The 26,224-nt window shown below is 54.6% G+C and carries 20 protein-coding genes; 12 read left to right on the top strand and 8 right to left on the bottom strand.

Annotation, left to right across the window (positions count from 1 at the left end; translation table 11 throughout):
• The first annotated feature begins 344 nt into the window (after positions 1–344).
• Both DDY07_RS00370 and DDY07_RS00365 read left to right on the top strand, forming a co-directional pair.
• A complete protein-coding gene (locus tag DDY07_RS00370) occupies positions 345–1,931 on the top strand; it encodes an ExeA family protein (protein ID WP_171694353.1) in 1,587 nt (528 codons plus the stop codon).
• 10 nt (positions 1,932–1,941) lie between these two features.
• On the top strand, positions 1,942–2,754 hold the full coding sequence (locus DDY07_RS00365; RefSeq protein ID WP_171694352.1) for a general secretion pathway protein GspB: 813 nt from the start codon (positions 1,942–1,944) through the stop codon (positions 2,752–2,754).
• Between the two features lie 62 nt (positions 2,755–2,816).
• Here DDY07_RS00365 and DDY07_RS00360 read toward each other — a convergent pair whose 3' ends face one another.
• Positions 2,817–4,307, bottom strand: coding sequence for a DcaP family trimeric outer membrane transporter (locus tag DDY07_RS00360; RefSeq protein ID WP_171694351.1), 1,491 nt, complete (start codon positions 4,305–4,307; stop codon positions 2,817–2,819).
• A gap of 3 nt (positions 4,308–4,310) precedes the next feature.
• Positions 4,311–4,889: a cytochrome c gene (locus tag DDY07_RS00355; RefSeq protein WP_171694350.1), complete on the bottom strand. Its 579-nt coding sequence runs from the start codon at positions 4,887–4,889 to the stop codon at positions 4,311–4,313.
• 62 nt (positions 4,890–4,951) lie between these two features.
• Between DDY07_RS00355 and glnE the strand changes: the two genes are divergently transcribed.
• From glnE to DDY07_RS00315, 8 genes are all read left to right on the top strand, one after another.
• Positions 4,952–7,825, top strand: coding sequence for a bifunctional [glutamate--ammonia ligase]-adenylyl-L-tyrosine phosphorylase/[glutamate--ammonia-ligase] adenylyltransferase (gene glnE, locus DDY07_RS00350; RefSeq protein WP_253734363.1), 2,874 nt, complete (start codon positions 4,952–4,954; stop codon positions 7,823–7,825).
• A 63-nt stretch (positions 7,826–7,888) separates the two neighbouring features.
• Positions 7,889–8,521, top strand: coding sequence for a ribonuclease (locus DDY07_RS00345; RefSeq protein WP_171694349.1), 633 nt, complete (start codon positions 7,889–7,891; stop codon positions 8,519–8,521).
• Positions 8,522–8,620: 99 nt separating this feature from the next.
• A complete protein-coding gene (locus DDY07_RS00340) occupies positions 8,621–10,267 on the top strand; it encodes a phospholipase D-like domain-containing protein (protein ID WP_171694348.1) in 1,647 nt (548 codons plus the stop codon).
• 177 nt (positions 10,268–10,444) lie between these two features.
• The gene (locus DDY07_RS00335; RefSeq protein ID WP_033158377.1) at positions 10,445–11,236 is read left to right on the top strand and encodes a hypothetical protein; all 792 of its coding nucleotides are present in this window, start codon (positions 10,445–10,447) and stop codon (positions 11,234–11,236) included.
• On the top strand, positions 11,229–12,461 hold the full coding sequence (locus DDY07_RS00330) for a DNA adenine methylase (RefSeq protein WP_171694347.1): 1,233 nt from the start codon (positions 11,229–11,231) through the stop codon (positions 12,459–12,461). Before DDY07_RS00335 ends, DDY07_RS00330 begins: the two co-directional genes overlap by 8 nt.
• 525 nt (positions 12,462–12,986) lie before the next feature.
• Positions 12,987–14,195, top strand: a complete 1,209-nt coding sequence (locus tag DDY07_RS00325; protein ID WP_253734362.1) for an efflux RND transporter periplasmic adaptor subunit — start codon at positions 12,987–12,989, stop codon at positions 14,193–14,195.
• Positions 14,192–16,129 (top strand): MacB family efflux pump subunit, encoded by a 1,938-nt coding sequence (locus DDY07_RS00320; RefSeq protein WP_171694346.1) that lies wholly within the window; start codon positions 14,192–14,194, stop codon positions 16,127–16,129. The genes DDY07_RS00325 and DDY07_RS00320 overlap by 4 nt, the downstream gene beginning before the upstream one ends.
• A gap of 149 nt (positions 16,130–16,278) precedes the next feature.
• Complete coding sequence (locus DDY07_RS00315; protein WP_216614687.1) at positions 16,279–17,697, top strand: efflux transporter outer membrane subunit; 1,419 nt, start codon at positions 16,279–16,281, stop codon at positions 17,695–17,697.
• Between the two features lie 76 nt (positions 17,698–17,773).
• On the opposite strand, the gene DDY07_RS00310 is transcribed toward DDY07_RS00315, so the two are convergent.
• The 5 genes from DDY07_RS00310 to DDY07_RS00290 all read right to left on the bottom strand — a co-directional run bounded on the left by DDY07_RS00310 (position 17,774) and on the right by DDY07_RS00290 (position 20,987).
• A complete protein-coding gene (locus tag DDY07_RS00310) occupies positions 17,774–18,337 on the bottom strand; it encodes a GIY-YIG nuclease family protein (protein ID WP_171694345.1) in 564 nt (187 codons plus the stop codon).
• A gap of 75 nt (positions 18,338–18,412) precedes the next feature.
• On the bottom strand, positions 18,413–18,568 hold the full coding sequence (locus DDY07_RS00305; protein WP_171694344.1) for a hypothetical protein: 156 nt from the start codon (positions 18,566–18,568) through the stop codon (positions 18,413–18,415).
• Positions 18,569–18,876: 308 nt separating this feature from the next.
• Positions 18,877–19,407 carry a transposase gene (locus tag DDY07_RS00300; RefSeq protein WP_171694343.1) on the bottom strand — a complete coding sequence of 177 codons (531 nt, stop codon included), beginning with the start codon at positions 19,405–19,407 and terminating at the stop codon, positions 18,877–18,879.
• 102 nt (positions 19,408–19,509) lie between these two features.
• Positions 19,510–20,124: a uracil-DNA glycosylase family protein gene (locus DDY07_RS00295; protein WP_171694342.1), complete on the bottom strand. Its 615-nt coding sequence runs from the start codon at positions 20,122–20,124 to the stop codon at positions 19,510–19,512.
• Between the two features lie 98 nt (positions 20,125–20,222).
• Positions 20,223–20,987, bottom strand: a complete 765-nt coding sequence (locus tag DDY07_RS00290) for an exodeoxyribonuclease III (RefSeq protein ID WP_171694341.1) — start codon at positions 20,985–20,987, stop codon at positions 20,223–20,225.
• Positions 20,988–21,059: 72 nt separating this feature from the next.
• On the opposite strand from DDY07_RS00290, the gene DDY07_RS00285 reads away from it, so the two are divergent.
• On the top strand, positions 21,060–22,463 hold the full coding sequence (locus tag DDY07_RS00285) for an amino acid permease (protein WP_171694340.1): 1,404 nt from the start codon (positions 21,060–21,062) through the stop codon (positions 22,461–22,463).
• A gap of 19 nt (positions 22,464–22,482) precedes the next feature.
• Here DDY07_RS00285 and DDY07_RS00280 read toward each other — a convergent pair whose 3' ends face one another.
• On the bottom strand, positions 22,483–22,971 hold the full coding sequence (locus DDY07_RS00280) for a hypothetical protein (RefSeq protein ID WP_033158370.1): 489 nt from the start codon (positions 22,969–22,971) through the stop codon (positions 22,483–22,485).
• A gap of 596 nt (positions 22,972–23,567) precedes the next feature.
• Here DDY07_RS00280 and DDY07_RS00275 point away from each other — a divergent pair.
• Positions 23,568–26,123, top strand: a complete 2,556-nt coding sequence (locus tag DDY07_RS00275; RefSeq protein ID WP_367650840.1) for a TonB-dependent receptor — start codon at positions 23,568–23,570, stop codon at positions 26,121–26,123.
• Positions 26,124–26,224 lie beyond the last annotated feature (101 nt).

Genomic DNA, 26,224 nt, shown 5'->3' with positions numbered 1-26,224 from the left:
GAAGGGGTGCGGCAGGGATGCCGCACGTTGGCGGAGGGGCTGGGAAGCCCCTTCTGCCGACCCTCGATAAAAGCTCCGGCGCGCAGGGTCTAAGCGGCATCCGGGCCGCCTTTTCTTTGGGTACTTTCTTTTGGCGGAGCAAAAGAAAGTACCTCGGCTGTCGGGCCGAGACCCGACTTCTAAATAATCCGTCGCGATAGCGACACCTATGACCAAGCTTTATAAATCGTCCCCCGATTACGCTCACCAATCGCAGTTACCAGCGGAGTTGCACAGACTTTTAAGTGCAATTTCCCCCAGTTTGAATTAGCATCGTCCGACCATTTTCTTGAAGCGCCAGAAACTTGTATCAGCAATACTTCAATTTCAGCGAATTGCCTTTCTCGATCTCGCCCGATCCGCATTTCATGTTCATGAGCGAGCGGCATCAGGAAGGTTTGGCGCATTTGCTGTACGGCATTAATCAGGGCGGTGGCTTCGTCGCTTTGACGGGCGAGGTGGGCACCGGCAAGACCACGCTGTGCCATTGCCTGCTGCAACAATTGCCGGAAAATGTGGATATTGCCTTAATTTTGAACCCTAAATTAACGGCACAGGAATTACTGGCGACGATCTGCGACGAATTGGGCATCAGCCACGCCGGTTTCGCAGCGAAACAACTGATCGACGCCATCAATCAATACCTACTGGCCGCTTACTCGCAAGGCCGGCGCACGGTGTTGTTGATCGACGAAGCGCAGAACCTTAGCCTGGACGTGTTGGAGCAAATTCGCCTGCTGACCAATCTGGAAACCAGTAAGGCCAAGTTGTTACAAATCATCTTGGTCGGGCAACCGGAACTGAATGCGCTGCTGGCCCGCCAAGATTTGCGCCAGCTCAATCAACGCATCACCGCCCGCTATCATTTGCTGCCGTTGTCGCTGGACGAGACCCGAGCTTATATTCGCCATCGCTTGCGGGTCTGCAAGGGCAACCATCGCCTGTTCAATCCTGCGGCCATCCGCAAGATTTACCATTATTCGCAAGGCGTGCCGCGTCTGATCAACATTCTGTGCGACCGGGCCTTGTTGGGCGCTTACGCCACCAATGCGCGGGAAATCAACCCGGCGATTATTCGCCGAGCGGCGCAGGAAGTGTTAGGGTCGGTAACAGCCAAACGCCGCTGGTATGCCGCAACCGCCACGATTTTGGCAGTCGGCGCTTGGGTGGGATTGCAGTTTTGGCATCCGCCGATGCCGGTTGTTAAACAGGCCAAACCGGCTATTGCCCAACAACCCGCCGTCCCGGCACCGCCCATCCCCGCCACCAAGCCGGTCAGCTTTATCGATCAGCTCGATCATGCCGGCCTCAGCTTCACCGAAGCAGTGACCGAGTCGCTGAAAACATGGAATCTGTCCATACCTGCCGGCCGCGCCGCGGATTGTGCGACAGTGGCAGCCCTAGGTTTGAATTGCTTATTCGGCAAGGGCAACTGGCAAGAGCTGCTGACCTTAAACCGGCCGGCGATTTTGGCTTTTTCCGACCCTACCGGCGGCAAACGCTATGTATTGTTGACCGGCGTTGACAATGATTCGGCGATTATCCGTTTGAAGGACACCGTCAGCATCCCTCTAGCAGAGCTTTTAACCCTCTGGGACGGCAATTATTTGCTGCTGTGGCAGCCGCCGCATCCAGGAGTCACGGAAATCGCCCCAGCGCAGCAATCCGCAGCAGTGCTTTGGCTGCGTAAACAGCTGGGTAAAATCACCGGCAAACCAGCCGGCGACATGGCCTCCCAAGTGTTCGACGAAACGCTGAAAGCCGAGTTGATTGCTTTCCAACACCGGCAACATCTAACGCCCGACGGCATAGCCGGCGCCCGCACCCTGATACACCTGGATAACCAAAGCGCTGCCTCTGCTGCGCCTCATTTGGCAATCACCACTCGCTAGGCTTGTTGATATGTCTTACATCTTGAATGCATTGCGCAAATCCGAACGAGAACGCCAAGCCATGCAGCCCGACTCGGTGACCAGCCGCATCGCTATCGAGCAAATGCCGGAACGACATGGCATGACTAAGATCATCGTTGCGCTGGTCCTGTTGAACTTGGCGATTTTGATTTATTTTCTGGGCATCGCGCCACAGACACCCGCAGAAAAACCACAGCCCCTCGTCAATATCGAAGAAGTGGCGCCGTTGATCGCGAAAGCAAATCCACAATTGCCGGCCGATAGTCCACCGAAACCGGCAAAGCTTGCCCCCACGCCCAAAACTGAGCCGCCTCGCAATCCGACGTCGGCAGCCGAAAAACTCGCCGCTAACACAAAACAAGCAGTTGAGCCGGTCGAGCGGGTTAAACCGACCGTTGCGCCAGCGCAGCCGGTTAAGCCCTTACCGACGGTAACCACCGCAGCAGCGCCGGCTAGCAAGCCGACAGCCGAGATAGAACGACAATCTAAACTTGTTCCGCAACGCATCGAAGAACCCAGTGAACAAGCCGTAGCGAAAAAACCGGAGCCAGTCGCGCTAGCAAGTCCACAAAACGACTTGCCCACTTTACAAGACTTACCGCCGGAAGTGCGCCAGTCGTTGCCAAATCTACCGATTAATGTATTTAGCTATTCACCCACACCGGCGGAGCGTTTCGTGATGATAGACATGGTCAAATACGTACCCGGCCAGACGATCAAAGACCAGTTGGAACTGAAGGAAATAGCAGAAGACGGAATCATCGTCCGTTATCAGGGTCGAGTGTTCAAGATCAAACGCTAATAACCGTTGGCGGCACACCTAACGGCTTCCGCCCGGCCCATTGAACTGGGTTGCAGCCAAGCTCAAAAACTATATTTGGCTGAAAACTGCACGCGCTGCAACACGCCGTCCCGCCCATCGATCAGCTCGCGCGTCGCATAAGTATATTCCACGCCGAACATGGCCTGACTGACCGGGCTCCACAGCAAATTGGCATGCACGGATTGCACTTGGCGGCTCAGCACCGTATTTGCGTAACTGGGGTAATCCGCCTGCGCAAAACCATAAGTAACATTAGACCGCCATTGCTTATCCCACCAATGCTGATAAGACAACATGCCGCCATAGGCATTGACCAGCTCGATAGCGCCGTGTTGATCGAGCGCCGCGTCAGCGAAGGTGTTATTGGTAGACACGTAGCGCCCGTCACCTTTGCCGTAATGCGCCATAAAGCGCATATTATCCAAACCGAAGGTACTTATCCGTCCGGCCAAATTAACCCCGCCGCCCCACTCGGCTTGCCGATAACCCGTCGAGCCATTGCTATAGCGCAACTGCCTGCCGACCGCTGCCAAAGATACATTACCCCAATCCGGATTCAGGTTGAGCCTAGCCATCAAATCCGGATAACGATCAGCGTTGGGCGTCGTGTAATACCCCGCATCCAAATTGGGATTAGTGCTTTTACTGGAAGAAGGCTCCAGCGCACTATCGACCCACAAACGGCTGCGCGGCGCCTCCAATGCCAATTGCCACTCCATCGGCGTGTCCAGCCAATTAAACGGCTCGCTCCAGCGCACCAAAGGATCGCGCAGGCTGGCGACAGCGCCAGCAGAGCCACCCACATCCAACGTATCCGGCAATGCGGATACGTTGAGAAAGGTGGTCCAGGTTTGTCCGGCCAGGAAATGACCGATGGAGCCGTAAGCATGGCGCAAACGCGGCGTGTATGTGTACGTTGCCGGATCACCGTAAAAGTCAAACTCGATATAGGTGTTGATGTCGCCCCAGTCAGTCGTCGGGGTAAACGATTTGAACCACAAGCGGCTTTCTTTGCCGTGAAAAGTAATTTGCCCACGTTCACCGGCCGCACCCACCGGAATTTGCGCCATCGCCAGTTGCTGATCGCCCAGCCTGTCCCGCCCGGCGCTGACGCTGTTAAACAAGGTATCCATTTTCACGAACCCGCCCAAACCCACCGAAGTGTCTGTGCCGGGAATTTTAAACGTGCCTTTCACATCGCCAACCGTCACCGCCGGCTTCTCTTTGGCCTTATCGCTCACCAAAGCGGAACCGGTGCTCCCCGTCGCTACCGTTGTCGGTGACGCCGCCACCGCTTGCACCGTATTGCTGACCGGTGCCTTGCCGGCGGCAACTTGCTCGGCGCGGACATGCTGCAACTCCTGCTCCAGCTGTTCGATCCTGGCATTGGAACGCTCAACCTGACTCTGTAATTGAGTGACTTGCTGACTCAAGGCTTTCAGCAAAGCCTTGATGTCTTCGTCTGCCGCTTGCGCAGGATTGACTATCCAACAGTACAGCCACATGAGACATAATTGTAGAAATTTACTCATCCTCTAGCTCCCCAGTTTTCTGAATAAGGCATGACAAGAGGTACAGGTGGTGTTGATTTCATGCAAGCTATCCGGAATGGCGTCTATATGATTTTGCTCGGCCAGCTGCTGCAATTGGCGCATCTCTTCGCGCAGCTTGCCGGCCAGGGCCAGAAACGTGGTTTGTTCGGCCGCGTTTAACTGCAAACCGGGCATACGGGCAATCATGATCTCGACAGTAGCCGCCAAATCCCGCGCTGCTTCGCCGATTTGCCGTGAGTATTTGCGGCGCTCCACGTCTAGTTGCTGTTCGGTCATAAACCGCTCCTGCATCAGGCTGTTCATTCGGTCCATCAGTTCATGCAAGCGCTTGTCCCGCACCGCATGCAAGGCCGGCTGGCCGGTTTGGCTGCGCCCACCCTCCAAGTTCGCATACTGATTATTTTGGCTACAAGCGCTCAACATCAATAGTAGTACGGCTAGATACAGGGTTTTCATGCGTTGCGCTCCGGTTCGATCAATCTGCAAGATGCGGCGCTCAGCCGCATCCTGGCCTGGTTTAAGTTTACCCGATTCCTGTGTGGATATTTTTTCAGCCGCCATCTAGGGTAGCGTCTGCAGTTTAGGTATCATGCTGCTTCCGTTCTTCCGACAGGATCCCGCCTATGTCACTTTTCGATTCGCTGTCCCAGCACACGGTAATGTTGCCGGATGAACTGCGGACTTTGGCCTCCGACTTTTGCACCAAGCTCGACGAAAAGCTTAGCCAAGAGCAACGCCAGGTTTTCGACAACGCCGTATTTTGCGCTTCGGTACTAAAAGTTTGTGTTTGCAGCCAATTTATCAGCGAAAGCTGGCTGCGCCATCACGATCTAATTCCGGACCTGGTGACATCCACCGATCTATTCGCCCCGCTGCGCCGCGCCGATTACGCCGCCGCGCTGCAACAAAACGGCAATGCCGACAGTGAACCTGCCCTAGCCAGGCAATTACGCATATTCCGCCGCCGGGAGATGATCAGAATCGCCTGGCGCGATCTGGCCGGCTGGTCCGATCTGGACGAAACGCTGTCTGATTTAACCGCCTTGGCCGAGGTCTGCATTCAAACCGCGCTCGATTTTTTATACCGGCAGGCTTGCGCGCGCTGGGGCACACCCACGCTGGCCGACGGCACGCCGTTTAACATCGTGGTGCTGGGCATGGGCAAACTCGGCGCCTGGGAATTGAATTATTCCTCAGACATCGACTTGATTTTTGCTTACGCCGAAGACGGCGTCCTCACCGAGAAAAAGGAAATCAGCTACGGCGAATTCTTCACCCGTATCTGCCGTTCCTTGGTGAAAATGCTCGACGAAATTACCGTGGACGGTTTTGTGTTCCGTACCGACGTGCGCCTGCGGCCGTTCGGCGACAGCGGCCCGTTGATCATGAATTTCGACGGCATGGAGCATTACTACCTGACCCAAGCTCGGGAATGGGAACGTTATGCGATGATCAAGGCCCGGCAAGTGGCGGGCGATTTCCATACCGGCAAACACCTGGCCGCATTAATCAAACCGTTTGTCTATCGCCGCTATCTGGATTACGGCGCGTTCGAGGAACTGCGCTCGTTAAAATTCCAAATCGCCCAGGAACTGAAACGCCGCGACCGCGCCGACAATGTCAAACTCGGCCCCGGCGGCATCCGCGAGGTAGAGTTCATCGGCCAAGCCTTTCAATTGATTCGCGGCGGCCAGGACGTCGCCTTGCAGCAACGTGAAATCCAAACCATCCTCAGCGTACTGGAAGAGTTGGGGCTGATGATGGTCGAGGATGTGGCAACCTTAAAATTTGCCTACCGGTTTTTGCGGCGAGTGGAAAACCACATCCAGCAATACCAGGACAAACAAACCCACGACCTACCCGCTAACCCGCTGGTACAACAAATTCTGGCCTATTCACTGGACTTTGAGGATTGGAGCGCGTTCAAAGCCGAACTGGACCAGGTCCGCGAGTCGGTGCAGGATATTTTCGAGCAAGTGTTTTCGCTCAGCGAACAGGACAATAAACAGCAAAGCGCGCGCTTGATATGGGCCAGCCCCGCGGACAACGAACTGGCGCTGGAAGCACTGGCCGACTATGGCTTTGCCGATCCGCTGAACATGCAAAAAGCCCTCGTCGATTTTAAAGAATCGCACGCGATTAAACGCATGACCAGCAAGGGGGCCGGGGTGTTGGACCGGTTAATGCCACAACTGATAGAACAAGTGGCAAACAGCGAAAAAAGCGATGCGACCTTGCTGCGGATTCTGGATTTATTCGAAGCCGTAGCCGGCCGCAACGTCTATCTGGCCTTGCTGGCCGAAAATCCGGATGCGCTGAATCAGCTGATCAAACTGGCGGCCGCCAGCCCGTGGATTTGCGAATATCTGTCGCTATATCCGATTCTGTTCGACGAACTGCTGGATACCCGTTCGCTGTACGACCCGCTGCAAAAGCAGGCCTTGCGCGAGGACTTGCAGCGCGAACTGGCGCGCGTCGATACCCAGGACAGCGAACAACTGATGATTGCGCTGCGCCAGTTCAAGCATCTGAATGTGTTGCGGGTAGCCGCAGCCGACATCATGGGCGTGATACCGGTCATGATCGTCAGCGATTACCTGACCTGGACCGCCGAAGCCATTCTGGAGCAGGTGTTGCAATGCGCCTGGCAAATGCTGGTCAGCAAGCACGGCCACCCGCCCGGCACCGGCGCCGATCCGCAAAACTTTGCGATCATTGCCTTCGGTAAATTCGGCGGCATCGAACTGGGCTACGGCTCGGATCTGGATTTGGTATTTTTATACGCCTGTACCGACGGCGACGCGCAAACCAACGGCGAAAAGCCCATCAATTCCGGCCAGTTTTATTTACGCCTGGGCCAAAAAATCCGCCACATTCTGGATACCAAAATGCTGTCCGGCATCCTCTACGAAGCGGACTTACGCTTGCGGCCCAACGGCGATTCCGGCTTGCTGGTCACGCATATTGACCATTACGAAGCGTATTTAAAAAACGAAGCCTGGACCTGGGAGCACCAAGCCTTGGTGCGCGGCCGTTTCGTGGCCGGCGACGAAAACTTAAAACACAGCTACGAAGCCATCCGCGGCCGGATTTTAGCCTTACCGCGAGACCGTGAAGCATTGAAAACCCAGGTGCGGGAGATGCGTGAAAAAATGCGCGACAACCTGGCCCCCAAAGACCCGTCGATATTCGATCTAAAGCAAAGCCAGGGCGGCATCGCCGACATCGAGTTTATCGTCCAGTTCGGCGTTCTCGCAGAAACCGCGCAGCAGCCGAGTCTAGCGACTTACACGGACAACGTCCGCCTGTTGGAAGGTTTACAGCAGCACGGTTTTATCTCGCCAACCGATGCCGCCTTGCTAAAACAAGCCTATTGCGCCTACCGCGATTACGGCCATCATCAGGTACTGCAAGGTCTCAGCGCCACCGCGCACGGCGACGAGTTTCAAGAACTGCGCAAGGAAGTGGAGCGGATTTGGCAGCAGTTTATGCTCTGATACTGAGCTAAAAAATGTAGGCGGCGAATTCCTCGCCCTAAACTCTAAGACTTGGAGCAATTTATGAAAGTTTGCTTACTGCTGTGTTTGGCAGCGTTCTCGACCGCCCTGGCCGCCAACGGCAAACCCGGCAAGTTTGACGCTTATGTGCTGGCCTTATCCTGGTCGCCCACCTATTGCGAAGAACAGCCCAAAGACCGCGAACAGTGCGGCAAAAAACTGGGTTTGGTGCTGCATGGCCTATGGCCGCAATACAACGTCGGCTATCCAAGCTTTTGCACCAAGGAAGCCTACGCAGCTAGTCAAGCTCAAGCGTTTCCTGAGCTTTATCCGTCCGAATTTCTGTTCGAACACGAATGGGAAAAGCACGGCACCTGCTCCGGCCTGACCCAAGCCGGTTATTTTCAATTATCGCAAGCACTGAAAAGCAAAGTCGCCATCCCGGAGGCCTACCAGCGGCCGCAAAAACCTTTCCGAACCACGGCGGACGGCTTGAAATGCGCCTTTACCGAGGCCAACCCCTGGCTGAAAGAGCAAGCCATCGCCCCGTTTTGCAGCGGCGGCGGGCGGTTTTTCAAGGAAATGTTCGTGTGTCTGGATAAGGGCGGCGCGACCGCTAGTTGCAGCGCCGACGTGGTGAAAAGTGCGGCGAAATCTTGCGGGCAAAAGGATTTTTTGGTGCGAAACATTAAATAGCTGCGCTGGCTTACAGCGACTTCTTGACGCTTGCCAGACTCGCAACCGAAGGTTAACAGACCTAAACTTGTCATCCACTCTATCTAAACGGAGACGGCCATGCGTAGCGAGATCAATATCAGCCCCAACGGTTTGCAAGTCAGAGCGATCGCCGGTACCTACGTGGTGCTGCTGGCATTTACCTGCCCGAAAGCTTATTGCAGCGGCTTACTCGGCTTCGGCATCCGCCGCGAAGACCATGAAAACGGCGAAATCACTTGGCTACGCGGCTTAAAGCGCTTCGACCTGCCCGGCGACGACGGCTCCAGCGTCAGCAGCCGTCATCACCCGATCCAGAAATTTCATTGGGGTGACTACACCACCAAGCCTGGGCGCAGTTATACCTACACCGTCCATGCGCTGACCGGCAAACCGGGCGCGTTAAAGACTTTCGATTCGGTAGCCGTGCAAGTCAATTGCGAACAACCCACCGCCATCGGCAGCAAAGGTCATGCTGTGCATTTCAATCGTAGCGCGGCCGCCAGTCAGGCTTTTGCCTCTCGCTTTCCGCACTTGCCGGCAGGTGAAATCGTGGATCAGAACGCGCGCAGCTGGCTATCGCGCGGCCTGGAGGAGGCCCTGATCGCCTATATCGACGCAGCCCAAGCCAAACAGGGCTTACATTTATTTTTATACGAATTTGCCAAAGACGCATTTTTCCAGGCACTTAAACGCGCTAAGCAACGCAAGGTCAGGCTGGAGATTTTGTACGACGGCTTGCTGGACGCCAAAGGCGACGGCCCTTCACTCGACGCCGCGCTGCAGATCAAAAAATACGGTTTGAAAAGCGTCTGCAAAGCCCGCACCGGTGCCGGCTTGAATATCTCGCATAACAAATTTATGGTGCTGAGCAACGGCAAAGGCAAACCGGTGTCGGTGTGGACCGGTTCGACCAATTTCACCGATAGCGCGATTTACGGACAATCCAACGTCGGCCACGTGATCAACGATGCCATAGTGGCTAAACAATATTTCGATTGGCATCAAGCCGTCTGGAAAAATCCGAGTTTGCCGGGTGCCGATTCGCGGAAACTAGTGATGAGCTTAACCCAACCACCGGCCAGGACCGCGGCCGGTTCGCATTTGGTGCTAAGCCCGCGCCAATCCACCGAAGCCGTCAGCGCATGCGCGGAATGGGTAACGGCGAGCAAACGCCTAATCTGTTTTACCGCGCCGTTTGCCATGCACGACGACCTGGAAGCGGCCCTGGCCGCAGCGCCGGCTCACGTCTTGGGCTTGTTGAACACCCGCAATGTAGTCGGTAAAGCCTTGCACGACGCGCCCAATACCCAATTGGCAGCCAGTGCCGCCATAGATGAAAAATCCATTTTGGAGCAATGGCAAGGCCGACTATTGGCCGAATCCAAGCATCATTCCGGTGTGCATGTGCATACCAAAATCCTGCTAGTAGATCCGCTCTCCGACAATCCCTTGGTCGTCACCGGCTCGGCCAACTTCAGCACCAACTCATGCCGTTACAACGACGAGAACCAATTGTTTATCATCGGCGATACCGCGGTCGCCGACGTGTATTTGGGCGAGTTCATGCGTATGTTCGATCATTACTACTTCCGCGACTATGTCAACTGGACGGCCAAACAAAAGAAAACCGATCCCAAAGCCGGCTTTCTGGACGCTACCGACCAATGGGCTTTGCGCTTTTTCGACGGCGGCGAGCGCGAGGCGGCGAGGTTGGCGTTTTTTTAGTTGAGTTAGGCAAGTCTTTAGCGAACCAATTGTTTGGATTAAGTGGCATTCAATGGGCCTCTTTATCCTGAATACAGACGGGCGGTCAATTCCAGGGATTCGGCCTTTCTGATTGTGGGATAATGGAAACGCCGCCTTTGAGGCGGCTTTTAGACCAAGAATGAAGAGGAATCGCCGGTGGCGACAGAGAAAGAGTTGTTGAAGAAGTTTTTAGACCCGCTGAAGGTATGCAAGCGGTACAAACCAAAGTTTGGACAGGGAAATAAAGAAGAAGGCGTATCCCTTCCGCAGTTTCTTGACTTGTACGGGGCCGACCCGTTCTATGCGTGGTGCGGCCTGAATTCTGAACTGATGTATGCAGCCCACAAAGCCGCAGGCGGTATGACCTCGGTGTACCGGCAAATCGGCAAGGGGTGCGAGAACCTTTTTCGTGAAATCATCATCGATGCCACGGGCTACACGGACAGGAACAGCGCCACATGGTCCTACAAGACTAAGACGAGCGCAGGGAAAGACAAAACACTCTCGCTTGATGGTCGCCTCCAATTCGATGACATTACGAACGCTGCGGTGAAGGCACGGGTGAACGAGTGGGTTGCCGAATACTGCCGAATTCTTGGTGCGAAGATCCCCGACCACGGCGCGGTGTTCGAGGTTCGTCAGGGGTACAAGAGCAAGGATAGTAAACGGCAGAACGGCGATATCGACAACATCGCCGTAGCTTGGGCACAAGGCTACATGCCCGTGTTTGCCATCTTCTCCGGTCAGATTGACGGTGATTTGGTCCTTCGCTATCAAAACAGCCGAGGTGGAGTTTTGGTCGGTCGTGCAGACGACGCATCGACCGCATCCCTGTTCGCCTTCTGCAAGGAGGTCTTGGGCTTTGATCTTGCCGACTTTTTCAAGCGCAACTCCCCCGCAATCCAGAAGGAAGTCCAAGAAGCGCTGGAAGCCTTGTTGAATGCTTGAAGTCACGCGCCATTCCGTTAAGCAACGCTCGGACCTCACGTTTAAGCATAACAAGTCGCTCGGTCGCCACGGCTGGCTCCGGCTTACTCCGGCCTACTCTGTAAAGCTGGTGAAGGAGATAATCGCCAGATTCCCCCCCAATATTGCGATTCTTGATCCGTTCTCCGGGACTGCGACCACGACACTTACGGCGGCGGAGCATGGCAACTCTGCGCTTTCATTCGACATCAATCCGTTCTTGATCTGGCTTGGCAATGTAAAGTGCCGGTCATACTCGTCTGATCACTTGGCCTTAGTGCAAGACGGTGCCCAACAGGCTATCGCTCGGGTTCCCGCCTTGATGAAGAAGGACAATTGGACCCCCCGCCTGTTCAACATCGAGCGCTGGTGGTCAGCCGATACACTCCAAGCTCTAGCGGCACTTCGGACAGGACTTGTCGAAGTGTTCGGTGAGCCGGAGAAAGATCGAGCGACCGGGCTGGCGTGGGTGGCCTTCTGTCGGTTGGTGATAGAGACTTCTGCAGCCGCCTTCAATCACGTGTCCATGTCATTCTCGTCGGAGACGATAGACCACGAAGTCGAGCATGTGACAGACCTGTATCTAGTCATTCTCGATGCCGTGCTTGCCTCTAGCGGTACCCAGCTACGCGGCCAGGGGGCGGTTGTTGCGGTGGATGCCCGCGCTATTCCAGAAATGGGGCGGCGCTTCAACCTTGTCGTCACCTCCCCCCCTTATCCGAATCGCATCAGCTATATTAGAGAACTTCGCCCATACATGTATTGGATGAAGTTTCTTGAAGAAGCCCGAGAAGCGGGTGAGATGGATTGGAAGGCGATAGGCGGCACTTGGGGGATCGCTACAAGTCGCCTAAATGAATGGGGACCAAATGGCAAAGTGCTCCCGGAGGTTCTAACTGATGCGGTTGGACGCATCGCAAAGAGCGACGGCAAGAATGCTCAGCTCATGGCGACCTATGTGCTCAAGTACTTCTATGACATGCACCTGCATTTATCGTCGCTACCAAACGTACTGGAGCCGGGTGCAGAGCTTCATTACATTGTCGGCAATTCCAGCTTCTTCGGAAACATGGTTGATACCCCAGCGATTCTGACTGCCTCCCTGCTGATGCTTGGGTACGAAAACACTGCTTCGATGATCATACGGAAGCGGAACTGCAACAAGGCGCTTTTCGAGTATGACGTTACTGCTCGTTGGCCGCGGTAATTACATTTAGGATCAACTTGAGAGTATTCCTCCAACTCAAATTGCCTATTCAATGACAGCGCGCTGCGAGATGCCGGCCACAATCAATCGATTGTATGACCGCGACCGGCGGCAAAGGCAGGGCCGTAGGGTGGGTAAGCGAAGCGCCATCCACCTATTTGCGTTCCCATGGTGGATGGCGCTTCGCTTATCCACCCTACAATTTTTATTATTTGAATGGCTGGTTTAAATTTTAAACCGACATTCAAGATAAATACACGAACTTCCGCCTTGGGTCGACTGCGTCTTCTTCCCTACTTAATTGACGCCAACCAAAATCCGATACCTCATCTTTACCAAGCTTTACCTTCCCAGTATTGCCAAGCCCGATACCAAAGCATAAACTCCCTGCAGACTTGGCGGGCGGCTTGAGCTAGCGTTCCGGCATCCCGCCAAGCCATATCCTGCTATCCGCTGTCGAAGCCATCGCCACTACTGCCGGTCGGGAAACTATCCGTCATCCTCAAGTAGACATACATTATTGCCATGCCGCAATCGCTCGATTCCTCCCCAAACCGCCGGCGTCTGCGCTGGCTTGTCCTGTTTTTACTGGTTATCGCAGCCGCATTTGGCGGCTGGTATTTTGCCAAGCAACCCAAACACGCAAACCAGGACAAAGCCGATAGCGTGGAAGTAACGCTGGGCGATCTGGAAGAAAACGTCACCGCCCAAGGCAAGCTAGAGCCCAAGGAATACGTGGATGTCGGCGCCCAAGTCACCGGCCAGCTGCAAAAGATTTACGTCAAGATCGGTGATAACGTCGAAGCCGGCCAATTGCTGGCGCAGATAGACCCACGCATTTACGCCGCTCGGGTCGCCGCCGACGAGGCCAATATCAAAAACTTGCAGGCGCAGTTGGCCGGCCAGCAGGCGCAAGTGGTGTTTGCCCAGCAGCAATACGACCGCAACCGCGAGCTGCTGAAAAGCCAGGGCGTCAGCGTCCAGGACTTTCAGAACAGCGAATTCACCTTGAAAAACGCCAAAGCCACCGCCGATGCACTGCAAGCCCAAATCGAACAAGTGCAATCGACCTTGAACGGCGACAAAACCAACCTGGGCTTTACCAAAATCTTTGCCTCGATGGCCGGCACCATGGTCGATCAGAAAGCCCGCGAAGGCCAAACTCTGAACGCCAACCAAACCACGCCGACCATTTTGCAACTGGCCAAACTGGATACGATGACAGTGCGCGCTCAAGTGGCCGAGGCCGACGTGATGCGCCTGCGCTCCGACATGCCAGTGTATTTCACCACGCTGGGTTCCGGCGAACGCCGCTGGCAAGGCACGGTGCGGCAGATTTTGCCGACGCCGGAAGTGATCAATAACGTGGTGCTTTACAACGTGCTGGTGGATGTCGATAACCGCGACCGGCAACTGATGACCGGCATGAGCACCCAGATGTTTTTCGTGTTGGGCAAGGCCGAGCAAGTGCCGCTGATTCCTGTGAACGCACTGGGCCCACGCCAACGCAAGGAAGATAAAGCCAGCGGCCATGCTTACCAAGTCAAAGTCCTTACCGAACAAGGCCCGCAAGACAAAGTCGTGCAAATTGGTTTAAGAACCCGGCGCTTTGCCCAAGTGCTGGATGGCCTGGCGGTCGGCGAAAAATTACAAATCAACGCCGGCATGGACGACAAGGCTAAGAATCGCAAAAGAGATCAGGGTTATCCCGGCGCCGGAGTGCCCAGATTATGAGCGCCCTGCCCCTACTGCAACTTGAACATATTCAACGCTTTTACCCCAACGGCGATGCCATCGTCCGCGCGCTGGACGATGTCTCGCTAAGCATCTGGCCCGGCGAATTTGTGGCCATCATCGGCCAGTCAGGTTCGGGAAAATCGACGTTGATGAACCTGATCGGCTGCCTGGATAAAGCCGATGTCGGCAGCTACCAAGTTCTGGGACAAAATGTCGCGGATTTAGACCCTGACCAACTGGCAGAGCTGCGCCGGGAAAGCTTTGGCTTTGTCTTCCAACGCTACAACCTGTTGAACACAGCAACCGCCGCCGAGAATGTGGAAATTCCGGCCTTGTACGCCGGTCTACCTAAAGCCGAACGCCAGCAACGCGCCTTGCAATTGCTCGGCAAACTCGGTTTGGCAGAACGCAGCGGTCACAAACCCATGCAACTGTCCGGTGGCCAACAGCAACGGGTTGCTATCGCCCGCGCCTTGATGAACGATCCACCGGTCATCCTGGCCGACGAACCTACCGGCGCGCTGGACAGCCAAAGCGGTACGGAAGTGATGGCCTTATTGAAAGCCTTGCATCAGGAAGGCCGCACCATTTTATTGATCACCCACGACGACAAAGTCGCCGCCCACGCCCAGCGCATCATTCATATCGCCGACGGCAAAATCGTCAGCGACGGCACCGCCAATCAAAGCGGACAGCGATTGGCCCCGCCCCAGCACCGCGGCATCGGCGCGGCTGGTTTGCTGGCCGAACTGGGCGAAGCCGCCAAAACCGCGCTGCGCTCCTTGCGGGCCAATCTGTTCCGCACGGCCTTAACCTTGCTGGGCATTGTGATCGGCGTCGCCGCCGTGGTGACGATGCTGGCGGTCGGCCAGGGCAGCCAGGAAAAAGTGCTGGATCAGATGCGGGCGATGGGCACCAACACCTTGTCGATTCGCCCCGGCCTGACCGGCTTTCGCGGCGGCGGCGACGTGGCGACACTCACTTTGGCCGACGCCGAGGCGATTGCCGAGCTGGATAATGTCGAATGGGCGTCGCCCGAGCGCAGCAGTCGCTTGACGGTGCGTTACGGCGCCGTCGATTACGCCACCAGCGTGCAAGGCGTCGCGCCGAGCATGCCGATGGTGCGCGACTGGCCGGTCGGTAGCGGCGACTTCTTCGACGAACGCGACCAGCGCCGCTATGCGCCGGTGATGGTGCTGGGCGAAACGGTGCGCAAACTGCTTTTTGTGGAAGGCGAAGACCCTATCGGCCGCTTTGTGATGATAGGCAATATTCCGTTTGAAGTGATCGGCGTGATGTCACCCAAAGGTGCCGATGCGATGGGCAGCGACCGCGACGACGGCGTATTTGTGCCGATCAGCACCGGTTTGATTCGGCTGTTTGGCCAAAAATATCTGGGCGGCATCACCGTCAAAGTCCGAGACTTGAACCAGATCGACGCCACCCAACAAGCCATCAGCGACTTGTTGATCGCCCGCCACCAGACCGAAGATTTTCGCATCCGCAACATGGCCTCCATCATCGAATCGGCCACCGAAACCCAGAATACCTTTACTTTGATGCTGGGCATCGTCGCGGCGATTTCCTTGCTGGTCGGCGGCATCGGCGTGATGAATATCATGTTGGTCAGCGTTACCGAGCGCACCCGCGAAATAGGCATCCGCATCGCCACCGGCGCCCGCCGCCGCGACATCCTGCTGCAATTCAATACCGAAGCGGCGGTGGTCTGCACCCTGGGCGGGCTGATGGGCGTGTTGCTGGGTTTTGCGGCCGGCTATGTCCTGAAGTACTTTGAGATGGCGGTATTGTTTTCTCCACTGCCCGCGATCCTGGCCTTCTCCTGCGCCTTCGGCACCGGCTTGTTGTTCGGCTATCTACCGGCCCGCAAGGCCGCTCATCTGGACCCGGTCGTGGCTTTGGCGGCGGAATGAATAAAATGGTTAACCTTGACTTCAGGGACTTTCTAACAGCTCAAAAAGACTCCTTCTCCCTTCAGCACCCGTGGGGCATAAAGGAGAAGGCTGGGATGAGGGAATCCAATCAACAGCTTACATCACCATGGCTTCCCGGTTTCGTGGGAATGAAGACCCATGGCGATTCGAGAATACGTTTGATCAAGCCTGTGCGTTTGCTATTGGCCGGCACGGTGCTATTGGCGACCGGCTGCAATCTATTGACCGACTACCAGCGCCCCGTCGTGGAAACCCCCACGCAATGGCGGCAGACCGAACAAGCCAACATCGCCAACATCAATCCGCAATGGTGGCAGGCGTTTGCCAGCGAGCAGTTGAACCGGTTGATGGCCGACGCGCTGGCCTATAACAACGACTTGAACGCCGCCCGTCAGCGGATCGAACAAGCCCGCGCCCAGGCCCGCATCGCCGGTGCCGGGCTATGGCCGGCAGCGACCCTGAACGGCGATTTTACCGATACCCGCAACAACGCCAGCGACACGCAAAAAACCAGCGGCCAGCTGGACATAGCTTACGAAGTGGATTTATGGGGCGCCAACCGGGCGCGGCGCGATGCCGGCAGCGCCCGGCTGCTAAGCCAGGTATTTGCGCGCGATGCCTTGCAATTGGTGGTGATGGCCGATGTCGGCCAGGCCTATTTTAATTTGCTGGCTATCCAGGAGCGCCGGCAAATCGCCAGCGACTTTTTGGACACGGTCAGTGCAATTTTGACCATCGTCGAAGCCCGGCAGCGAGCCGGCGCTGCTTACGAACTGGAGGTAGCGCAGCAGCGCACCGCCCAGGCCAACGCCCGCGCCAATCTGGACTTGCTGATGCAACAGCAAACCCTGGCGGAAAACACCCTGGCCATTTTGCTGGGCCATCCGCCGCAACATCTGGTACTGGAACCGGCGCAATTCGCCGCACTGAGCGTGCCGGCCATCGCCGCCGAGCAGCCGGCCACGCTGTTGCAACGTCGGCCCGACATCGGCCAGTTGGAAATGGAATTGATCGCCGCCAATGCCGACATCGCCGTGGCCCGTGCGGCGTTTTATCCCAAACTGCAACTCAGCCTGAGCAGCGTATTGTCCAACCCGCAACCGGCCGGCGTCGCGGCCAGCCTGGCGGCCGGCCTGACCCAACCTTTGTTTCAGGGCGGCCGTCTGGAGGGCGCCCTGGGCAACGCCCTGGCAACCAATGCCGAATTGGTGGAAAACTACCGGAAAACCGTGTTGACCGCCTTCAAGGAAGTCGAAGACGCAGCCACCACCTACGCCAACTCCAGCCGCCGCCTGCAAGCTCTGCAACACGCCGCCGCCCAGGCCAAACTAGCCTACGACATCTCGCAAAACCGCTACCGGCTCGGCGCGGTCGATTACCAAGCCCTGCTAAACGCGCAAAGCAGCTACCTGACCACCGAAAACAGCCGGGTGCAGGCCAGACTGGACGTCCTGGTCGCCCAGGTACAGATGTATAAGGCGCTGGGTGGCGGTTGGGCGTTGAATGAGCAGAATACGGATTTGTCGGCTGTGGGGCCTGGGCCTTAGCCACATTAGATTGCAGATCAATGTCCGTTAGTTATTGCGCCTTAGGCGAGCTAGCCATCCTTGGCTACTCTGCGTTTTATAGACGGTATAAAGTACTAAGCAATCCATATCCTTGCTGTAGTTGCTGATTGTCTCTGACAAGATCAGCCAAGCCACGATGTTGTTCATTGGATCTGAGAATGCCACCCAGCCCCAATTTAATTGGATTATCCTTCTTATTTAGAACAGTTGGATAACTGTTGATAAGCTCTTTTTCCAAAACCATCCGATCCCATTCTCTTGGGATAACAGCCGCTAATACAGCGTGAGCGCCCCAACTAAGCGCTTCGGGCCACTTATCCTGTCTGTGCTCTGGCATACGACGACCGAATGAATCTGTTTCGCCGATATAAATGCATTGCCATGAATTCGATAAGCGATCATATTTTGCAAAGATATAGACCCCGCTTACATCGTAATACCAAGCGGTATTGTAGAAGTCATATGCGTTGAATATGAATGAATGTCCAGATTTGGACTGATATACAACTGACGGCATAAATGCCTCCTTTTTTAGGATTGGAGCGTCATCTCGACGCGGTATATTGGGTTGCTGCTTTTTAAAGACAAACATTGGAAAACCCGGTTGCAATTCTACCACAGAACAAAAGCAGAACAGGCTAATAAATTTTTCTCATCCCCGCCGTCGGTACGCGATGCGTACCCTACCTCTCAATTAGTCGATTACACATAAGTCCAGAAATTCACCGTCAGCCGCATAAAGCGCATATTCACCATCGCCCACCACGATAACGACTTTTCCGGGATTATCGAACAGCTCGTAGGGCGCATTAGCGATAGCGTAATGCGCCGCATGTTTGAAGGCCGACATACGGCGCAATGCGGCTGCGCCTATTGACGCCCTACAATTGGACTTGTAACACGAAAACCGTAAGGCACCCTATTCAACGGGCATTGCGCCGCATTTTAAACTATTCAAAGTCATATAAATCTCCGTCAATTCCTGCCCAATCAACGGATAGACGCCCCTTTCAACCCATCGGTGAAAAGTCGAGTATGGCCAACACGATAACGTGCGCTAAACCCTCGCGAAAATAGGATGCTGCCGTCAACGCGATAATGTGCGCAAAACTCTGACGAAAATAGGATGTGCCGACGCCAGGAGGCGCATCTGTCGAGTTACTCGATGCCTTTGATATCCGGCATTTCGCTCTTCCCCCAATTTTCTTCATAAACCCCCTGTTTCACAAAACGGTGAAAACTTGAATACGACCAGTCGATGACGTTTTTGACATGACCGTGTTTCACCGGATTCCAATGAATATAATCGACATGACTGTTGTAATCGTCTTGGTCTTCGATCAAATGCGCCCACAATCGGCGTTGCCAAATACCTCGTTCTCGGCGTTTTTGACGGCTTATTGAAATTCGTTCTCCATGGTCAATGGATCTGGAAAACCGTCCTTTCAACATATTCCATCTAACAGAGAAATCGCCATCATCGGGCGGCAATGTCCAAATACAATGCAAATGATCAGGCATGATGACGATGGCATCAATATGAAAAGGTTTGCGTTGTTTTACATAGCTAAAGGCATTTCGCAATTCATCAATCTTATCAATCAGCAGGTGATTGTTTTTCCGTTCCGCAAGATTGACGGTGAAAAACCACATAGCGTTGGGTATGTAAAATCGGCGGTATTCTGTCATGGCGCAATTGTTTCACGATCGATGCGCCTCCTAACGTCGGCACATCCTATAGGCTACATCATTCGCGAATGAAGCAACTCGCAAGCTCAACGACACCCTAACTCAACCAAGCAAAATCTGCCGCCAAGCGGGATGCTTTTGAATTTCGGCCAATGCCGCTTGCAATAAACCGGCTCCCGGCTCGGTGCGGTGCCAGGTGGAGGCGCCGGAGGGATGCGGCAGCGGGATGACATCGGTATCGTGGCCGTGAAAATTTAAACGATGCAGTCCGCCGATGACGTCGCTGAGTTTATCCACCGCCAGCATTTGCTGAATCGCCAATTTACCGACCGGGATGACTAACTTGGGTCGCAACAGCTCGACTTCCGCCTGCAACCAGGACGCGCATTGCTGAATTTCCTGCGGATTGGGTACGCGGTCGCCGCCCTTGGGGTTTTTCCCCGGAAAGCAGCGGCACACCGCCGCCATATAGACCCGCTCCCGAAAACTGGCTTCGTCTAGCCCGATCTGGGCAAACCATTTGAACATCGTCTTACCCGCCGTCCAGGCAAACGGCCTGCCCAACACCCCTTCTTTATCGCCGGGTGCCTGACCGATTAGCAACACCGGCGACAATACCGGCTTGCCGCTGACCACCGGGCGGATCATGGCCGGGCAGCGAGTACAGGCCAGCAGCGCTTGACGGTGTTGTTGTAGCAAATGCTGTTGGTCGCTCATGATTGTCGGAATAAAAAAATTAAAAACATCCCTCACCCTAACCCTCTCCTTTATGCCCTGCGGGTACGGAGGGAGAGGGGACTTTTCGATCATTTCGCTCAAAGCGCCAGCTCGATGCCGACCGGGCAATGATCCGAGCCGAACACATCCGGCAGGATGAACGCATCGCTGATTTGCCCGAGCAGCGCCTGGCTGGTCAGTACGTAATCAATCCGCCAACCGATGTTTTTTTCGCGGGCATTGGCGCGATAGCTCCACCAGCTGTAGGCCACGGTATCCGGGTGCAGATGTCGGAAACTGTCGATCAGACCGGCTTCGACAAAATGACTGAAGCCGTCGATCTCGACTTGGGTATAGCCGGCGGATTTGTTGTAGTTGGCTTTGGGGCGGGCGATGTCGATGGCTTGATGGGCAACGTTGAAATCGCCGCAGGCAATCAGCGGTTTTTGGCTTTGCAGTTTCTGCATATAGGCCAGAAATTCTTTATCCCAGGTCTGCCGGTAATCCAGCCGCACCAGGCCGTCGCCGGAGTTGGGCACGTAGACATTCAATAAATAAAATTTTTCGAATTCCGCGACGATGATCCGGCCTTCCTGGTCGTGCTCGGCGATGCCCATGTCGTGCACTACCTGAATTGGCTCCTGCCGGCTTAATATCGCCACCCCGGAATAACCCTTGCGTTCCGCGGAGTTGGAGTACAGGTGATAGCCGTGTATATTTTCCAAAGCCTTGCTGACTTGCTCGTCTTGGGCCTTGGTTTCTTGCAGCAACACACACTCGGCATCGAGTTGGCCGAGCGTATCGGCAAAACCTTTATCTTGCACGGCGCGAATGCCGTTGACGTTCCAGGAGATGATTTTCATGTGGGGTTCCATTGGGATAGACCGAATTGACTGGGTATTTTACCGGCTTGCGCGCCGCAAAGGGGACGCGATATGAACAATTGGCGCCAGCGTAAACCCTGGTCGGCCGCGGACAACCTGCCGACAGAACAGTGCTTGCCCGCCACGTTGAGCTGGCCGCACCTGATGGCGCTGGGCGTGGGGGCGATTGTCGGCACCGGCATTTTGACCTTGATTGGGGTTGGCGCGGCCAAGGCCGGGCCGGGGGTGATCCTGGCGTTTGTGATTGCCGGGGCGATTTGCGCCTGCGCGGCCTTGGCTTATGCGGAGATGGCGACGCTGATGCCGGCCACCGGCGGCGCTTACACCTATGCCTATATCGTCATCGGCGAATGGGCGGCCTGGTTGGTGGGCTGGAGCTTGATTTTAGAATATTCGCTGGTGGTTAGTGCGGTAGCGGTGGGTTGGTCCGGTTACGCGGCGCCGCTGTTGCAGGAAGGCTTGGGCGTGCCGATGCAGTTGATGCAAGGCCCGGAACTCGGCGGGTTGATCAACCTGCCGGCGATTTTCATCATCCTGGTTGTCACCATGCTTTTGCTGATCGGCACAAAGGAAAGCGCCAGCGTCAATGCCTTGTTAGTGGTGGTCAAGCTCACCGCATTGCTGGTATTTATCGCGGTGGTGTTGCCGCTGTTCCAAGCCGAACATTTCCAACCTTTTATGCCGTTTGGTTTCATTAAAACCTTGGGCGCGGACGGCGTCGAGCGTGGCGTAATGGCTGCGGCGGCGATCATCTTTTTTGCCTTCTACGGCTTCGATGCGATTGCCACCGCGGCAGAAGAAACCCGTAACCCCGACCGCGATTTGGCGCTGGGTATCGTCGGTTCGATGCTGATCTGCGTGGCCATTTACGTCGCCGTGGCGGTTGCGGCACTGGGCGCTTTGGATTATCGGCGCTTCGCAGACAGCCCGGAACCCCTGGCGCTGATTTTGCGCGAGTTGGGCAAACCTAACGCGGCACGCTGGCTGGCGGCATCGGCGGTGATCGCTTTGCCGACGGTCGTGCTGGCGTTTTTTTACGGACAAAGCCGGATTTTCTTTGCGATGGCCCGCGACGGGCTGCTGCCGCGCGGCTTGGCCAAAGTGTCGCCACGCGGTACTCCGGTTCGCACCAGTGTGTTTACCGCCGTGATCGTCAGTCTCATCGCCGGCGTGTTTCCGCTGGCGGACATCGCCGCACTGGCCAATGCCGGCACGCTGCTGGCATTCTGTGTCGTGGCGGTTTGCATGTTGTTGCTCAGGCATCAACAGCCGGAAATGCCGCGGAAATTCTCGGCACCGTTTGTCTGGATCACCGGACCGGTGGCGATAATGGGCTGCCTGTATCTGTTTATCAGCCTACCGAGCACTACGCAGCTGTATTTTCTGATCTGGAACCTGATCGGCTTTGCGGTTTATGGCCTGTACCGTTTGCGGCAGCCCGCGCTCCACGGCTGACGGGCCGGATTTGGCTGCATTACATTTTCAGCTTACCGAGTTGCGCCTCAAATTCTTCCAACGACATCGCCCCGCTCTTACCCACCCGCTGATGGCCGGCATCGAAGAAATAGGTTCTGGGTAATTCGCCATACCAGGCCGGGTCGATCTCGTAACGCAGTTTTTCGGGATTATCGGAGGCGAAAGCCCAATTCTCCAGCCCGCCGAGTTTATGGCTGTCGATAATCCGTTTGATCTCCGGCAAGGCTTCCGCATCGTCGGTGGCTAGCATGACGATTTTCAGAGCCGGATGTTTCTCGTGCAGTTTACCCAGTATGTCCATGTCTTTGAGGCACGACGGACAATCCACCGACCAGATCGCCAGCATTAACGGCTTGTTGGCGTTTACCGCCAAAATCTGTTGATAGCTGCCGGGAGTGAAGGGTTTTATTTCGGGCTGTTCCGCCAAAACCACGCTACAGCCAATGAGATTTAAAGCTAGACCAACCAGAATGGTTCTTGTGTTCATAGTATCCTTATTAAATTAGCTGCCAGGGCCGAATTTGCCATCAAAAAACTAAGCACCTTATCGCCAGTCAAGACCACATTCAAGCCCAAACGACAAAGCTAACGATAAAGTGGCTGTGGTCCAGGTTCAACTCAGGCGATGTAGTCATTTAACATAGTTTATTACTTTGCTTTTACCTACCGGCTGCTTTAACGAATCGTTTAATCTTTTTAAGCCACTCAATCTTGTGCAAACCAATACGCCTATCAAATTATTGAACTATCCGACTTTTTTTTAAAGATCTCGCTCGTTTAAAAGTTTATGTCTCAGACATAGCACCTTGGAATAGCAAGGCGTATCGCCCAAAAAAACCTAAAAAATCAGTTAAATAACACAGTTTATTAAATATAAAACGCAACTATTAATTATTTATCAATAAAATCAAAGCCATTTAATCTTGGCCCCAATCTTGCCGGAAATTCGGAATATTTTTTATCCGGAAAACCTGTTAGCTATCAGCATGATCCAGCTCGGAAAATCGCTCAAATTGAGTAGATCAGAAGGCTAAAACAAACTTAGCAATAATCCAGAAATAATAATTACAACCGAGATCAAACGTGAAAAATCAATCCGAAACACTTGATAAATCAGCGTCTTATAGATTGCCGATGCGTTCTTTATTGTCTACTGCTGTTCTGCTGGCTATTACCAGCAATGTCGCCATCGCTGAAACACAGAAGAAAAGTACAGGCGACGCCACGAAACATATGGCAAAAAATGCAGAAGCTTCCAAGCCAACGGACAAGCCCACTGCGAACAATAGTCAAACAGCATCAAAACAAGTGTCGTCGGAAACGCCGGCTGCGGGCGCTAGCACCAAAGACGAAGTGATGGAAGAAATGGTGATCACCGGTGAAGTGGCGAAAGACTCGCATTTCACCTCGCCATCAACCCGCTTATCACGCGCCGAAATTGAACGGCAAAACGCCCAAACCACTGAAGAAGCCGTCAAGTACCAACCCAGCTTGCAAATCCGCCAGCGCTATATCGGCGACCCGAATGGCGTGTTAGGCATCCGCGGGGCCGATATGTTCTCGACGGCCAGAAACATGGTGTATGCCGATGGCTTACCGCTGCACAATCAATTGCAGGCTTCTTTTAACGGTGCGCCGCGCTGGTCGATGGTGGGCCCAAACGAAATCGACGCGGTTGACGTGGTTTACGGTCCTTTCTCCGCGGAATACAGCGGCAACTCCATCGGCGGGGTAGTGAACCTTAAAACCCACATGCCAATGAAAGAAGAGTACTACGCGGAAACCAGCTACTTTGTGCAGCCTTGGGAGAATATTGGCGCGGATGGCGGCACCTTTGACGGCAACCGGCAATATTTTTCGTATGGCAATCGTTTGGATAAATGGTCTGCGCTGCTTTCCTACAACCGCTTGGAAGCGGAAAGCCAGCCTATGAGTTACTTCATCGATAATACCGGTTTGCGCAATCCCAACGGCACGCAAACAGCGGTAAACGGCGCAGTACCGATTTTAGACACCCGCGGCACGCCCAGTTACATTTACGGCGACAGCGGCCCCGAGTTGGTCAATACCGACCTGGTTAAACTTAAAGTGGGATACGACATCACGCCGGATTTGCAGGCGATATTTACCGGCGCATTCGAGGAGCGCACTCGTAAATCCGAAAAACCGCGTAATTATCTGACCTCTGCAAACGGCAACGCCTACTATGGTGATAACAACAACGCTGCAAACAGCGTTCGTGATGCAGTCTTTGCTGGGCGGGCATTCAATGTTCAAAATAGCGGATTTGGTCCCTCAGACGACGAAAGGCAAACCATGCAAATCGGCATGCAGGTAAAAGGGGCTATTTCTGACACATGGGACATCGACACCACGTTTAGCTATCTGGATGTCATAAAAGATGATCGCCGATCCGCAAACTTCTCTCCCAACGACCCTATAAATGTAAGCAATGCAAGCAATGCGCAGGGCGGAAACGGGCGATTGCAAGTTTTTGACGACTTCAATTGGAAAAATTATGACTTGAAACTCAGCACGAGGGAGTTTTTAGGCTGGAAACCCTTGGAGTTTTTAGGTGGCTACCACTTCGATAACTACAATATGGATTTCAAGCAATTTGGTTATGTTAACTATTCGGCAAATCAGCTTGGCTCAGAACAGGTAGGTAGTCGTAATCGAGGCGAGGTGACGACCAACGCCATGTTCGGTCAGTTCGCCTACCACTTTGCGCCCGATTGGGATTTGACCTTGGGCGCACGTTACGAGTGGTGGCTGGCAAGCAGCGGTATAGGCGCTGGAGCGCCTTTGCCGGACCGCAGTGCCGACGCCATTTCACCCAAGGCTTCGCTGGGCTTTGAACCCTCAAACTGGAAGTTTCGGTACTCGTTTGGCCGTGCCTACCGGTTCCCGGTCATCGCCGAGATGTATCAAAATATTACAAACGCGACCAGCAGAACCACTGCCAACGCCGGCTTACAGCCCGAGGACGGCTGGCATCATAACTTCATGATCGAATACGGGCTGGATAACGGCTACGTAAGGGTCAATGTATTCCGGGATGATATACGCAACACGATCCAGCAAGTCCGCCGCGCGTCCGGCGCCTTTACTGATAATGCGTTTCAAAACATTCCTGCTACCAGCACCACCGGCGTAGAATTGGTATACGACCAAGCTCGCGTGCTTGATTCTGACTTCGATTTAAATTTTAACGCCACTTGGATGAATGCCATTGTCGAAGACGGCGGTCCAGACCTGAACTTCCAGGAAGCCAATGGCTCGTTTACCCGTTACAACCTGACCGGCAAAGAACGGATTCGCCTACCCGAATGGCGCTTTAACGCTTTAGCAACCTATCACATCAGTGAGGCTTGGGACACTTCGATGGCCGGCCGGTATACCAGCGACTCTTACAACGATATTGATAACAAAGACCACGTCAACAATGTGTTCGGCTCGCAGGACGGTTTTTTCTTCCTGGACTTTAAAACCAGCTACCGCTTTAAGTACGATTTGCTGGGTAAACCTGCGAAAAGCCGCATCTCATTCGGTATCAACAACCTAACGGACAAAACGGCTTATGTGTTTCATCCTTATCCACAAAGAACGTTCTTCCTTGAGGGCGCAATAAGTTTCTAAGTTATAAGAAATTTTTTAACCCGGCCTTTACACATCGTTGCTCCCGCAAAAGCGGGAGCGCTGCAACTGCGCGAAACCCATGAGTCGTCTAACGGCTTCCA

This window comes from Methylomonas sp. ZR1 (assembly GCF_013141865.1).
GTDB lineage: Bacteria > Pseudomonadota > Gammaproteobacteria > Methylococcales > Methylomonadaceae > Methylomonas.
This window is presented reverse-complemented; position numbering and strand designations above follow the sequence as displayed.

Excerpts from the sequence above, each read along its gene's own strand:
- DDY07_RS00365 (WP_171694352.1), top strand. The coding sequence starts at position 1,942 with ATGTCTTACATCTTGAATGCATTGCGCAAATCCGAACGAGAACGCCAA.
- DDY07_RS00360 (WP_171694351.1), bottom strand. The coding sequence starts at position 4,307 with ATGAGTAAATTTCTACAATTATGTCTCATGTGGCTGTACTGTTGGATA.
- DDY07_RS00355 (WP_171694350.1), bottom strand. The coding sequence starts at position 4,889 with ATGGCGGCTGAAAAAATATCCACACAGGAATCGGGTAAACTTAAACCA.
- glnE (WP_253734363.1), top strand. The coding sequence starts at position 4,952 with ATGTCACTTTTCGATTCGCTGTCCCAGCACACGGTAATGTTGCCGGAT.
- DDY07_RS00345 (WP_171694349.1), top strand. The coding sequence starts at position 7,889 with ATGAAAGTTTGCTTACTGCTGTGTTTGGCAGCGTTCTCGACCGCCCTG.
- DDY07_RS00340 (WP_171694348.1), top strand. The coding sequence starts at position 8,621 with ATGCGTAGCGAGATCAATATCAGCCCCAACGGTTTGCAAGTCAGAGCG.
- DDY07_RS00330 (WP_171694347.1), top strand. The coding sequence starts at position 11,229 with ATGCTTGAAGTCACGCGCCATTCCGTTAAGCAACGCTCGGACCTCACG.
- DDY07_RS00325 (WP_253734362.1), top strand. The coding sequence starts at position 12,987 with ATGCCGCAATCGCTCGATTCCTCCCCAAACCGCCGGCGTCTGCGCTGG.
- DDY07_RS00320 (WP_171694346.1), top strand. The coding sequence starts at position 14,192 with ATGAGCGCCCTGCCCCTACTGCAACTTGAACATATTCAACGCTTTTAC.
- DDY07_RS00315 (WP_216614687.1), top strand. The coding sequence starts at position 16,279 with ATGAAGACCCATGGCGATTCGAGAATACGTTTGATCAAGCCTGTGCGT.
- DDY07_RS00305 (WP_171694344.1), bottom strand. The coding sequence starts at position 18,568 with ATGTCGGCCTTCAAACATGCGGCGCATTACGCTATCGCTAATGCGCCC.
- DDY07_RS00300 (WP_171694343.1), bottom strand. The coding sequence starts at position 19,407 with ATGACAGAATACCGCCGATTTTACATACCCAACGCTATGTGGTTTTTC.
- DDY07_RS00295 (WP_171694342.1), bottom strand. The coding sequence starts at position 20,124 with ATGAGCGACCAACAGCATTTGCTACAACAACACCGTCAAGCGCTGCTG.
- DDY07_RS00290 (WP_171694341.1), bottom strand. The coding sequence starts at position 20,987 with ATGAAAATCATCTCCTGGAACGTCAACGGCATTCGCGCCGTGCAAGAT.
- DDY07_RS00285 (WP_171694340.1), top strand. The coding sequence starts at position 21,060 with ATGAACAATTGGCGCCAGCGTAAACCCTGGTCGGCCGCGGACAACCTG.
- DDY07_RS00280 (WP_033158370.1), bottom strand. The coding sequence starts at position 22,971 with ATGAACACAAGAACCATTCTGGTTGGTCTAGCTTTAAATCTCATTGGC.